At 62.2% G+C, this 12992-nt stretch carries 8 protein-coding genes; 5 read left to right on the top strand and 3 right to left on the bottom strand.

Annotated elements, in window-relative coordinates; genetic code table 11:
* The 3 genes from AC1D1Z_RS28105 to AC1D1Z_RS28095 all read right to left on the bottom strand — a co-directional run.
* On the bottom strand, positions 1–709 hold a 709-nt coding region (locus tag AC1D1Z_RS28105; protein ID WP_477852257.1), incomplete at its 3' end, for a maleate cis-trans isomerase family protein.
* A gap of 77 nt (positions 710–786) precedes the next feature.
* Positions 787–1587 carry an alpha/beta fold hydrolase gene (locus AC1D1Z_RS28100; RefSeq protein ID WP_018245260.1) on the bottom strand — a complete coding sequence of 267 codons (801 nt, stop codon included), beginning with the start codon at positions 1585–1587 and terminating at the stop codon, positions 787–789.
* On the bottom strand, positions 1584–2720 hold the full coding sequence (locus AC1D1Z_RS28095; RefSeq protein WP_018245259.1) for an FAD-dependent monooxygenase: 1137 nt from the start codon (positions 2718–2720) through the stop codon (positions 1584–1586). Before AC1D1Z_RS28095 ends, AC1D1Z_RS28100 begins: the two co-directional genes overlap by 4 nt.
* 357 nt (positions 2721–3077) lie before the next feature.
* Between AC1D1Z_RS28095 and AC1D1Z_RS28090 the strand changes: the two genes are divergently transcribed.
* The 5 genes from AC1D1Z_RS28090 to AC1D1Z_RS28070 all read left to right on the top strand — a co-directional run.
* On the top strand, positions 3078–3617 hold the full coding sequence (locus tag AC1D1Z_RS28090; RefSeq protein ID WP_245268266.1) for a (2Fe-2S)-binding protein: 540 nt from the start codon (positions 3078–3080) through the stop codon (positions 3615–3617).
* Positions 3614–7156, top strand: a complete 3543-nt coding sequence (locus tag AC1D1Z_RS28085; RefSeq protein ID WP_018245257.1) for a molybdopterin cofactor-binding domain-containing protein — start codon at positions 3614–3616, stop codon at positions 7154–7156. Before AC1D1Z_RS28090 ends, AC1D1Z_RS28085 begins: the two co-directional genes overlap by 4 nt.
* 11 nt (positions 7157–7167) lie before the next feature.
* Positions 7168–9852 (top strand): hypothetical protein, encoded by a 2685-nt coding sequence (locus tag AC1D1Z_RS28080; protein ID WP_018245256.1) that lies wholly within the window; start codon positions 7168–7170, stop codon positions 9850–9852.
* Between the two features lie 17 nt (positions 9853–9869).
* The gene (locus AC1D1Z_RS28075; RefSeq protein ID WP_018245255.1) at positions 9870–12107 is read left to right on the top strand and encodes an MGH1-like glycoside hydrolase domain-containing protein; all 2238 of its coding nucleotides are present in this window, start codon (positions 9870–9872) and stop codon (positions 12105–12107) included.
* 366 nt (positions 12108–12473) lie between these two features.
* Positions 12474–12992: ABC transporter substrate-binding protein (locus AC1D1Z_RS28070; protein ID WP_477852254.1), on the top strand; the 519-nt coding region annotated here is incomplete at its 3' end.

Here is a 12992-nt window from a genome sequence, read left to right as displayed (position 1 = left end):
CTTCCAGACCGAGCTTCTTGAGCATGCAATAAGTGGTCGCGACGGCGGCGGTCAGTACCGGTTTGCCTGTCATGGCTTCGACCTTGGCGATGACGGGCAGCGATGGCATCTGCACGCAGGCCGATAGCACGATCACGTCCACATCGGTCAGGTCGAGCGTCTCTACGATCGCCGGAAGATTTTCCGGGTCGTGGCGCGCCACATCCAGATTGTCGGGGATCTCGAGTGCCCGCCAGTCCACGACCTCGAAGCCTTCCTCGCGAATGTAGTCCACGACCAGCTCCGTCAGCGGTTTCATATAAGGCGCGACGACGGCGATCTTCCTCGCCTTCATCACCTTCAGGCCCTCGATCAGGGCGCCGGCACTGGTCACGACGGGAATGTCAGTGCCATTCTCCTGGGTGCGACCCATCAGGCGCTTCTCCGACTGGCGGTGATAGCCGAGGCCCATCGCCATGATGGCGACCAGGCACGCGTATCCGAGAACATCGACGCGGGCGTCGGAGAGCTCGACGGCGCAACGGTCGGATTCAGCGTCCATTGCCGCCAGTTCTTCCTTCACCACTTTCTTCATCCGCATGCGGCTGGAGTGGAAAGTGAAGCGCTCGGGCCGGATGGACTGGCGTGCCGTCAGCATGGCGGGAATTTCGGTCTCCATCGTCGTGTTGGAGCTCGGAACGATCTGGCCGATACGGTAATACTTCTGCACGGGTGAAATCCTTTGCTTCGCAAAAAAAACGGCTCTCAAACAAACGGYGGTGGATCATCGCCCCACCGCCGCTTCAATCAACGGGAGAGAAAATCTCCAAGCGCGGCAAAGAAGCCGTCGAAATCATCCCATGGAATCATATGCCCTGCATCTGGCACCCGGGTAATTTCCAGCCCCGGATAAAGCGAGCGGGCCTCGTCCACGTCGACGCTTTCGATCACGCCGCCACGGCCGGCGACCATCAACATGGCCGGCTGCTTGAGCTTCGGCAGATCCGGAAAGATGTCGTCCTTGTGGAAGTCCTCGAAAGCGGTGACGATCGCGGGCTCGTAGCAGCTGTGCAGCCATTCGGCGCGCAGCTTCAGTTGCTCGTCGGTCCATGTCGGACAAAACGCCTTCATGCCCTCCGCGTCGATGCCCTTCAGCGCCAGGCGGATGCTGTCGACATACCAGGTCAGCTTGCTCGGGTAGGCGCGGCGTCCGGGGCCGGAGACCGGCGGATCGATCAGCGCCAGCCTCGAAAACGCCTCCGGCGCCGCAACGGCGGCACGAATGGCGATGCGCGCGCCCATTGAATGGCCGAGCAGGGCGGGAGTAGCAAGTCCAAGCGCCAATGCGAAGCCGACGACGTCGGCAGCCATGGCGTCGAGGCCGTAATCGAGGTCGGGGCCAGTCGACGACAGGCCGCGGCCGCGTACGTCGATCACATAGACGTCGTAACGCTCGGCCAACCGGTCGGCGACGAAACCCCAGGTGATCGCGGGGCTGGTGATGCCCGGGATCAGGATGACCGCAGGGCCTTTGCCGCCATAGCGCAGATAGTGCTGTCGGATGCCATTGGCGAAGACGTTCGCTCCGTACAAGGCGCCGCCGCTCATGCCGCAGTCTCGCTCTTCAGGGGGGCGGCATAGATATCATAGCCGTAGACCCAGGCCGGATCCTCCTGTTTGAGCAGGAAAGTGTTGGCGTTCGAAACGCTCTGGACACGCGTCGCGCGATCGCGGCGGTTGGTCTCATACAATCCGAAAGCGGTGCGGAAGTCGTTGACGCCGGTTTCCTGCAGGCAGCGGGTCAGCATGGCGGCGTCTTCGATCGCCATCGCGGCACCCTGCGCCATATGCGGTTTCATCGGATGGCACGCATCTCCAAGCAGCACAAGACGGCCCTTGCTCCAGAGCGGCAGCGGGTTACGGTTGAACAACGGCCATTTCGTCACCCCATCGGTGCTTTCGATCAGCGCCTGGATGATCGGATGATAACCCTCGAACGCCGCCGCCATCTCGTCGCGGCTGCTGTCGACGAAAGCCGAATCGAATTCCCAGGCCGGATGCGGAACGCCGGTGACATAGTAATATTCGTCGCGCCGAGCCGTCGTGTAGTAGACCATCATATGACGGTCCGGACCCCACCACTTGACGCAATCCTCGAATGTCAGATCGTATTTCTTCAGTTTGTCGGACGAGATCAGGGCGCGATGGCCGACCCAGCCGCTGTAATTCGGCTTCTCTTCGCCGAGCAGCGTTTCGCGAACGCGCGAATTGATGCCGTCGGCGCCGATCACGATGTCGGCGCGTATCGAGGTTCCGTCTTCGAATTCGATCAGCACATCGGTGCCGCTGTCGTCGAGGCGAGCCAGCTTCTTGCCGAAATGCAAGGTGCCTGGCTGTAACGCATCGCACTGGATGGCCTGCAGGTCGCCGCGGTGAACGGTGCAATAGGTCTGGCCGTAGCCTTCAAGCGAAATCCGGGCGGTGTATTCGCCGGTAATGCCGTCGCGGCTGAACCAATGGCTCGGCGTGCTGCTGATGCCGATCACCTTCTTGTCGACGCCGATGCGCTCGAAAATCTTCAGGACGTTCGGCCCCATATGAATGCCGGCGCCCAGGCGCGAGAATGCCGGTGCCTGTTCATAGACGTTGACGTCGAAACCTGCGTGTTGGAGCAGCGCACCCGCGACAGCGCCGCCGAGGCCGGCGCCGATAATCGCGATCTTTTCTTTTCCGTTAGACATAGCGACCCTTCTTAGCTGTCTTTCGACGCATTGTTCCCACGATTGGAGGCTTGGCAAAAATTCTAGCGCATACGCTCTAAATTGCAATAGCGATGTTCTGATTTTTATCAAGACGACACAAAAAACGCCTTGCTGATTGGATATACTAGCAAAATCCCGATGATGAAATCCGACTTGTCTTTTGTCATTATAAAGCGTATGCACTTCTTAATAATAAAAGGGGCAATAGATGCGAAGAGTCGGTGACTGTCGCATCGTTATGGTTTGCGGACGTCCGAGTGATGTCTGCTGCGTAGCGGTACGGCCGATGGAAAGAGGCGAGGTCTGTGTTTCGTTCTCCGGGGCGGAGGGCCTGCTTTGACACTGCCAGTTTGCTTCAGTTTGAATGTGAACGATGCCGTCGAGAGCGTCGAAGCAAGCCCGGAAACACCACTCCTCTATATCCTCAGAAACGATCTCTCCCTCAATGGCCCGAAATACGGTTGCGGGCTCGGTGAATGCGGCGCTTGCGCCGTTCTCGTCGATGGTCGCTCCGTGCGCTCCTGCACCGTGCCTCTGGGTGCCGTCGGCACTCGCCGCGTCACTACGCTTGAGGGTCTCGGCACGCCCGAGCATCTGCATCCAGTCCAGGCAGCGTTTATCGACGAGGCCGCCGCTCAATGCGGATATTGCCTGAACGGCATGATCATCGCCACCACAGCCCTGCTCAATCGCAATGCCGATCCCGACGAGGACGCGATCCGCGAGGCGTTGCGCCATCATCTGTGCCGTTGTGGAACGCACATGGAAATACTTGCCGCGGCCAGGCGGGCGGTCGCCTATTCCAGGGCCGAACGGACGCGACGATCCACGCCGGACGATATCTCATCAAAAGCTGCGAAGGAGGTCTCCCCGTGACCGACCACCGCCAAATGCCGAAATCCGCCTATATGTCGGCCGCCGACATGCTGCTTGTTGTCAACGATACAAGGCTTGGCGACGGTGCGGAACTCTACATCGCGGTGGGCGCCGATAGCCGTGTGACTGCGTTCAACGGCCATGTTGATCTAGGGACGGGCATCCGCACCTCTCTGGCGCAAATCGTTGCCGAAGAGCTCAGCATGCCGTTCGAGCAGGTGGACATGGTGCTCGGCACGACCTCCGCCGCGCCCAACCAGGGCGCGACCATCGCCAGCGAAACGATCCAGATCACCGCAGTGCCGCTGCGCCAGGCCGCCGCCACCGCCCGCCATCATTTGCTCGCCAAGGCGGCTGAGAAGGGCGGCGTGCCGCTTGAGCGGCTGCGACTGGAAGACGGCATCATCCGTGCCGATGGCGGCGAGAACTGGCAGCTCAGCTTCGGCGACATCGTCGCCGGCAGCCATGTCAGGCTGTCGATCGATAAATACGCGGCCCTTAAGCCGGCCTCGGACTATAGACTGGTCGGCTCGTCGCGGCCGCGCGTCGATATCCCCGAGAAGGCTACGGGGCGCTGGACTTATGTGCATGATGTGCGCGTGCCGGGCATGCTGCATGGCCGCGTCGTTCGCCCGCCTTATGCGGGGTTCGATCACGGCGATCATGTCGGAAACAGCCTGATCTCCATCGACGAAACATCGATTGCGCACATCAACGGGCTGGTCGGCGTCGTCGCCCTCGGCGATTTCGTCGGCGTGGTCGCGACCCGCGAGGAAAACGCCATCGAGGCGGCCAAGAGCCTGAAGGTCGTGTGGCGCGCGCCGCCCGAGTGGCCGGATCTCAACGCGCCGGAAAAGGCGCTGCGCGCCAATCCGTCGACTGCGCGCAAGCTTGCCGATCTCGGCAATGTCGATATGGCCCTGGCCGGCAGTGCCCAGCCGATGAACCGCACCTATGTCTGGCCCTACCAGATGCACGGCTCGATCGGGCCGTCCTGCGCGGTAGCCGATTACAGTGACGCAGGGCTGACCGTCTGGTCGGGGACGCAGAACCCGTTTCCAATGCGCCGCGATCTGGCGCTGCTGCTCGACATGCCGGAAGAGCTGATCCGGGTCGAGCGGTTGGAGGCGGCTGGCTGCTATGGCCGCAATTGCGCCGATGACGTCACGGCCGACGCCGCCCTGCTGTCGCGCGCCGTCAAGGCACCTGTCCGGGTGCAGCTGACGCGCGAGCAGGAACATGCCTGGGAGCCGAAGGGCGCCGCCCAGGTCATGGATGTGCGCGGCGGTATCGACCTGGAGGGCGGTCCGTCCGCCTATGATTTCGAAACCCGCTATCCCTCCAATCTGGCGCCGACCCTTCCCTTGATCCTCACCGGCAAGATGCCGCCAGTTTCCGACGTCGTGCAGATGGGCGATCGCACCGCCATCCCGCCCTATGCCTACGGGAACCTCCGCGTCACCGTGCACGATATGCCGCCGATCGCGCGTGCTTCCTGGTTCCGTGGCGTGTCGGCAATGCCCAACACCTTTGCGCACGAATGCTACATYGACGAACTGGCAGCCGCCGCCGGCGTCGATCCGGTCGAGTACCGGCTTCGCTACCTCCACGATCCGCGCGCCGTCGACCTGGTGCATGCGCTGGCCGAGCGGGCGAAATGGGTGCCGCATACGACATGGGGCACGCTGGGTGGTGAGGGCGACCTGCTCTACGGGCGCGGGTTTGCCTATGCCGTTTACGTCCATGGACCGTTTCCGGGCAAGGCCGCCGCCTGGGCCGCCTGGGTCGCCGATGTCGCCGTCAACAAGAAGACCGGAGAGATCGCGGTCACCAAAGTGACCTGCGCGCAGGATTCCGGGATGATGATCAATCCCGACGGCGTGCGCCACCAGATCCACGGCAATATCATTCAATCCACCAGCCGGGTGCTGAAGGAAAAAGTCGAATTCTCCTCGACCGCCGTGCAGTCGAAGGAATGGGGCGGCTATCCGTTGATCACCTTCCCCGAGGTGCCTGATATCGACGTGCTGATGGTGCCGAGGCAGGACGAGCCGCCGCTCGGGGTCGGAGAATCCGCCTCCGTTCCCAGCGCCTCGGCCATCGCCAATGCCGTTTACGATGCCACCGGCATTCGCTTCCGCGAACTACCGCTGACGCCGGAGCTGGTACTCGCCGCGCTGAACGGCAAGACGGATGAAGCGCCGGCTGCCCCGGTGGCGAAGAAGCGGAAGTGGTGGAACATCGGTCTGTCGGCCGTCGGTGCCGTCGCCGCTTTGTCCGGTATCGTCACAATGGCCTCGCCTTGGCGTTCTGCTATCGGCACTATTCCGCGACCCGATGCCAACGTCTACAGCCCGGCCACCATCGAACGCGGCAGGCTTGCGGCCGCGGCCGGCGCCTGCAATGTCTGCCATGTCGGTGATGACGGCACACGCTTTGCCGGCGGCCGGCGCTTCGACACGCCGTTCGGCGCCGTCTATGCCACGAACATCACCCCGGACACTGAAAGCGGCATCGGCGCGTGGTCGTATCCAGCCTTCGAACGGGCCATGCGAGAGGGCGTCAGCCGCGACGGCCATCACCTCTATCCCGCCCATCCCTACACCTCGTTCGCGGGCGCCGAGGAAGCCGATCTTCAGGCACTCTACGCCTACATGATGACGCAGGCGCCGGTCGCCGAAAAGGCGCCGGAGACAAAGCTCAAATTTCCCTACAGCATCCGCGCGATGATGGCGGGCTGGAATGCGCTGTTTCTGAAAGCTGAGCCGTTCAAATACGTCGAGACCCGTGGTGCGCAATGGAACAGGGGCGCCTATCTCGTCGAGACGCTCGGTCACTGTTCGGCCTGTCACACGGACCGAAATGTGCTGGGCGCGGAAAAGAGCGGCAGCGCCCGGCTCTCGGGTGGCTTTGCCGATGGCTGGGAGGCGCCGGCTCTCAATGCCTTCGCCAAGGGCCCTGTCAGCTGGACGGCGGACGCCTTCTACGACTATCTGCGCACCGGACATTCGCGCGATCACGGCAGTGCCGCCGGCCCGATGGCGCATGTCGTCGAAGTCATGCAGCCGCTGCCGGATAACGATATCCGTGCCATGGCAACATATCTCGCCAGCCTCAACGAGGCCCCCGCCGATAGCAACGCACAAAGCGAGGCCGCCATTGCCGCAAGTGAAGCGGCCAAGGCTGTCGCCGCTCGGGTTTCGCCGAAGGGCGAGCGGCTGTTCAACGGCGCCTGCGCCACATGCCACACCGGAAACTCGATCCTGTCGTCGCTGGCGCTCAACAGCAACCTGCATGCGGCGACGCCGGACAATCTCATCCAGGCGATCCTGAACGGTGTCGAGGCGCCGGCGATTCTGGCGCAGACCACCGGCCGTGAGGCCCCGGAAGTAATGTCGATGCCGGCCTTTCGCCAGACGCTGAACGAAAGCCAGATCAAGGATCTTGCCGACTATCTGAGAGCGCGTTTCGCGCCCGACAAGCCGGCCTGGACGGAAACGACCAACGCCATGCAACGCGTGACGGCGGCAACCCACTAGGGAGCAGACGATTGGAGCAGATCCGAACCGGGCAGGACATCGATCGCCGCGACTTATTCGAGAACCCGACAACAGCGTTCCGGCCGTCGGCCTACTGGTTCTGGCATTCGATCCCGACAGAGGAGGTCTGCCACGCGCAGCTTGCCGATTTCAAACAGAAGGGGATCGGCACGATCCTGATCCAGGCTCGGCTTGCGATGTCGCGCGACGACTACCTGTCGCCGGGCTACCTCGTCGCCTATCGCGCCGCGGCCGGCATCGCCGCCAAGCTGGGGCTGAAGCTAGGGATCTACGACGACTATAACTGGATCAGCGGGCACGCCGGCGGCCGGACAGTCGTGGACCGCGACGACCTGCGCGAGCGCCATCTTTTCTGGATGTCCTCAGGAGATCCGCGGGGTGAGATCAGTGGCATTCATCCGCCTTTCACTCGGAAGATGGGATCGGACATTTTCGAGTGGCAATATGAAGGCGGTCGGGTCGAGTGGTGCGAATGGATGGTCGCGTCGGCCCTGCTGCATTCCTCCGGTGAGGTTGGCAGTCTGGACGAGATTGTCGATGTGACCACGCAGACATCAGTCGTTAGAAGCGACGGTGTTTCCTGCACCTACGCATTCGACGGGGAGATTAAAGACGGCCAGACGATAACGGTATTCATCAGCGCGCGCTCCACGACGTCCCGGCTGATCAACTACCTCCTGCCGGAAGCCGCGGAGCGGTTTATCGACGTCGGGCTCGATCCGCTCGTCGAAGCGCTTGGTGATCTCGTGCCTGATCCCGTCGGTTTGGTCTTCTATGACCAGCCGGCGGCCGGCTTTTACAAATGGGATCAGATTTCGGGCAGTCTTGGCAACAGTCTGCTATTTGCTTCGACGCTGCCGGATGCCGTTTTGCAAAACACGGGCCAGCCGTTCGCCAAGACGCTGCTGGCGCTGCTGCGCAATGTCGGGCCTGACACCTTGCGGCTGCGCGCGCAATTTTATGCCGCTTATTCAGCCCTGATGAACGATGCCTTCTCGGGCACGCTGCGTCGATGGGCCGAACGCAAGGGCATCGCACTCACGGGGCACGAAATCCTGCCGCATATCAGTTCGTGGGCCTTGAACGGGGGCTTCACCAGCATTGACCCCAGGGTCGCGCTTGCCGTGGATTTCTTCGGCATCGATGCCTACAGGCATGAGACGACGGTCGACTCCAACAATTTCGTCGCACAGCTGGCGCCCAAGCTCGGCGATTCCGTTGCCCGCTCGAATGGCCGCAGCCGCTGTGTCGTCGAAACCTATGCCAGTGCCGAGCGAACGCCGGTGCGCGCCGCCGGGCAATGGGAACTGACGCTGGAGACGATGCGGGCGCAGGCAATCCGGCTTTATTGCCTCGGCACTCGCCAGTTTCTATGGCACGGCGTCTACCAGACGGATGGGCGCGACAACGATCCGACGCCCTTTACCAATCCGCGTTTCGATTTCGCGCCGGGCATCAACTTTGAGCCCTGGTGGGGCTATCATGACCTGTTTTCGCAGGAGACCGCGCGTATCTCAGCCTTCATCGAGCCGGCCACACCCCGCACCCCGGTCGCAATCCTCTATCCACTTCATACCGCCTTCGCAGAAGGCCCACGCCACGGCCATGCCACCCACATCGGTGCATGGTGCGAAGGGCTTCTGGCCAGGCGCTGCGACTTCATGTTCGTCAGCGAGGCCGATCTGGCCAAGGCGAGGATCGAGGACGGCCAGATGCTGGTCTCGGGGCTTGTCTTCGATGCCCTGATCCTGCCATCGGTGACCGTGCTGGAGACGAAAAAAACGGTGCGGGCACTGGAGACCTTCCGCGCCGCTGGCGGTGTCGTCTGGTCCTCCGGAGATCGCCTGTCGACCGTTTGCGATGCCACCGATCCGATGGCTGCGGTGGCGTCGACGCATATCGATCGGATGCCCGGCGGCAGCGATATCGACGCGCTGCTGGCAGGGCTTCCGCCGTCCGGTCCTGTCATCACCGGCCATCCCGCGGACCGGCTCTGGCAATGGGCCGGATACGAGGACAATGGCTGGTGGCGGATCGTTCTCTTCAACGATGGTGAAGCCGCGCTGGAAAGTGAGATTTTCTTCAATGACGGTTTCGACTGCGAAGTCTGGTCCGCCACGACAGGCAAGATCGAGGAGGCCGCTGCCTTCAGTCAATTGACCGTCACGCTCGAAGCGCAGGAAGCGCGCTGCCTCCGCCTGCGTCAGACAACGCATGGGGGCGCAGGCGATGGCCATCTCTCGAACCAGCCAGCGCTTGACCCCGCGCGCGCCGTCTCACTTGTCGATGGTTGGAGTTTTGCGCCGGCGGCCAATGCGGCATTCGTGCCGATTTCGGTTGAGACCGGATGGGAGACGCAGGGATTTGCCGATTTGTCCGGCACCGGGATCTACCGGCTGGCGCTGGAGATCGGCGACGAGGCCGACTGGTTTCTCGAGTTGCCTGACGTCGCGACCGTGGTCGCCGCCAGCCTGGACGGCCGGCAGATCGATCGGCGGGGCTGGCGGCCCTATCGTTTTGCGCTCGGCCGGTTGCGTCCTGGCGTCCATTCGCTCGAGTTGCGCGTCGCCAACACGGCGGCAAACCGATATTACGCCAACACGCCTTATCTCGGCGATACGGCCGACAAGAGCGGCCTGTCCGCAGTACCGAAACTTATTCCGCTGACACACTGACCGGAAGTTACAGAGCCATGCTACAACATTCGACAATCCCCCTGATGCGTGCCTGGAACAGCTGGTCAAGCCGGCCGGCCGAAATGGTCTTCCTGCCGCTCGGCGTGCGGATCACGCCGGTTCTGTATTCAACGCGTAGCAGGACGACCTCCGCGATAGAGCCGCGGCGCGACGCCGTTCGCCTCGGCCGTCACACCATTGACGGCTCGTTGATCGAGCTGGAGACAGACCTCAGCGGTACGACGGTCTCGTTTTCGACGACCAAGACCGACCCCTTCGCCGTACGCGGCAGGTGGACCGGCAAGGTGTCGGCCGAATGGGGGCTGCGATTTTGGGTGACGCTGGCGATCTCCTCCGATGGCGGTGAGGTGGCGGTCCATGATGCGGCACGCAACATTACGCTGCTGAAGGTTGGCACGCGATTCGTGGCGGTCGCGACCGCCGAGGCGCCGGTGCACGTCACCGGCCACGACACGATCGACGCGCTGCGGGCGGACTTCGAGGAGAACGGCTATTTCTACACCGCCACGCGCAAAAACGAAGCGCCGGTGATCGCCCTGCGCTTCAATCTTGAGATGATGCGCCAGGGCGCCTATGCGGCGGGCGTCGCCGACAGCGCCGAGCTCGCGATCGCAAAGGCGAAGGCCTGCCTTGCGGCCGGCGCGCCGGCTGAGCTCGCCGTGGCGCAGACCGGCCTGTTCGAGGGCGCCCTCGACGCAATGCGCGACGTGGTCGCCTGGAACACCATCTGGGACGAGACCAACGCGCGGCCCTATACGGCGGTGACGCGGATTTGGAATCTCGGGAAATTTGCCGTCTGGTTCAACGACCAGATTTTCGCGGCCCTTCTCGCCGGCGTGTTCGACGCCGATCTGGCGCGCGAAAACATGGCGACCGCCATGGCCGGCGCAACGCCGCAGGGCAATATCGCCTGCATCGTCACCTCCAACGATGCCTGGGTCGATCGCACCCAGCTGCCGTTCGGCGCGCTCGTCGTCTGGCAGCTCTACCAGCGGACCGGCGAACGGTCGATGATCCAGGCAAGCTACGACGCGCTGGTGCGCAATCGGCGCTGGTGGCAGGACAATCGCGATCCCGATGGTTTCGGCCTGCTGTCCTGCGGCACCTCTGATGTAGGTGAGGGCCTGTACAAGGGCACTGCCTTCGGCGCGCGCAACGAGACCGGCATGGACAACTCCGCGACGCATGACGAAGCGATCTACGATCCCGTCACCCGGACGCTCTCGACCTTCGACCTCGGCCTCAACTGCGCGGCCGCTCTCGATGCCGAAATGCTCTCAAAAATGGCCGTCGTGCTCGGCAAGCATGACGATGCCCGCCAATTCGCCGCTTTGGCCGAACGCCACCGGACGCTGATCTCGGAAACGCTCTGGGATGAAAGTCGCGGCATCTTTGCCAATCGACAGCGGCGCGGTGGTTTTGTCCGATCGCTGTCGCCGACCAGCTTCTATCCGCTGCTTTGCGGCGCCGCGACGCCGGCTCAGGCGTCGCGCCTGCTTAAACATCTGAGCGACGAGACCACTTTCGGCGGGGACTTCGTGCTGCCGAACGCGACGCGTGACGATCCGGCCTTCGCCGACAACGTCTACTGGCGCGGCCGCATCTGGCCGAATGTCAACTACATGGTCTGGCTCGGCCTGCGTCGCTACGGTTTCACGGCCGAAGCGAGCAAGCTCGCCGGCCAGAGCTACGACCTGTTCATGAAGAACTGGCGCGAGGATCGCATCGCCTCCGAAAACTACAATGCCGTGACCGGCGAGGCACTGGACCAGGGTGACACCGACCCGTTCTACATCTGGGCCGCCATGCTGCCATTGATGGCAACCGGCGAAATCGTCGAATTTGATCCGTGGACGGGCTGGACAGTGCGCAACACCGGCCGCGACCTGGCGCTCGGGCCAATGTTGTCGCCATCGGGGACTTTGCATCTGCAGGTCGAGGCCGCTGCTTTGTCGATGACGCTCAATGGCCGCGTGATGTTGCGGACGGACCTGCAAACGACGCTGTCGCGCATCGTCATGAGCGATGGACGACTGGCCTGCACCATCGCGCCTGTTGCCGCAGCTGGCTACATCGATCTGCCTCGGTTGGATATCGGCGATGTCCTTGCTGTTCGTCTTGATGGGCGGGGGATCGGCTATGTTGCAAGCGCAGAAGGCATACGCCTCACGATTGCTGAAAGCGCGCAGGACCGCCGACTCGACATCTATTTTTCCGCTGCAGACGCAAGGTAGCGCTTGACACCTGTCATTTCGTCATTAATAGTTTGTATGCAAATAAAAAAATAAAAAGACTGATTTCAAAGATCAGAGGGTTTGAACTAAAGGTCCACCGACAATCGAATGATTTAGGTGGGTCATTATCGAAGTACGGCACCGATATCTCGGTTATGAAGTCATGTTCCGCTCTTTGCGGCGCAGGCTTTTGCTCGCCTGGAAATCATGCGCCTCGAGCCTTCGCTCTCCTCTGGTTATAGTTGGTACACAAATTAGTTGATGTGCATTTGGCATGTCTTCTGTTTTCGGCCTTGCCGATCCGTTGAGGTCGCTGACCGCGGTCACGATCGTCCATAACTGTGTATGTTCAAGAGGGGTGCCACAATGACTGAACTCACCAGACGCAACACCATGAAATTAATGTCCGCGGCGCTTGTCGCTGGCGTCAGCTTCTCTAGCCTCCCGCGCAAGGCTTTTTCGGCGGGCACCATCACGGTCCTGAACTGGCAAGGCTACGGAACGGACGAAAAATGGTCTGTCGAGGCTTTCGCGGCAAAGACCGGCATCACGGTCGTTCACGACTACTATAGCTCGGAATCGGAAATGCTCACCAAGCTGCGCACCAATCCGGGGGCTTATGATCTGGTTATCCTCAATGCTGCGCGTTGCGCCCAGGCGGTTGCCGAAGACCTGCTGCAGCCGATCGATTTCAGCAAGGTTCCAAACGCCTCAACGGTCGATGAGACCCTCCGCGCCAACCCGAACTTCAGCAAGGACGGCAAGGGCTATGCCGTTCCTTGGGTCTGGGGCATGACCTCGCTTGCCATCCGTGAAGGCATGACCGTTCCCGACAGTTATGCGGTCCTCGCAGACCCGGCCTATAAGGGTCGTGTTGCCATGGAC

It is taken from the genome of Rhizobium sp. P1_E1 (assembly GCF_056406015.1).
The sequence above is the reverse complement of the archived record's forward strand: the minus strand, read 5'-3'. Positions and strand labels throughout refer to the sequence as shown.

Bases quoted from the DNA above. Each gene is read 5' to 3' on its own strand.
- AC1D1Z_RS28100 (WP_018245260.1), bottom strand. From the start codon at position 1,587: ATGAGCGGCGGCGCCTTGTACGGAGCGAACGTCTTCGCCAATGGCATC.
- AC1D1Z_RS28095 (WP_018245259.1), bottom strand. From the start codon at position 2,720: ATGTCTAACGGAAAAGAAAAGATCGCGATTATCGGCGCCGGCCTCGGC.
- AC1D1Z_RS28075 (WP_018245255.1), top strand. From the start codon at position 9,870: ATGCTACAACATTCGACAATCCCCCTGATGCGTGCCTGGAACAGCTGG.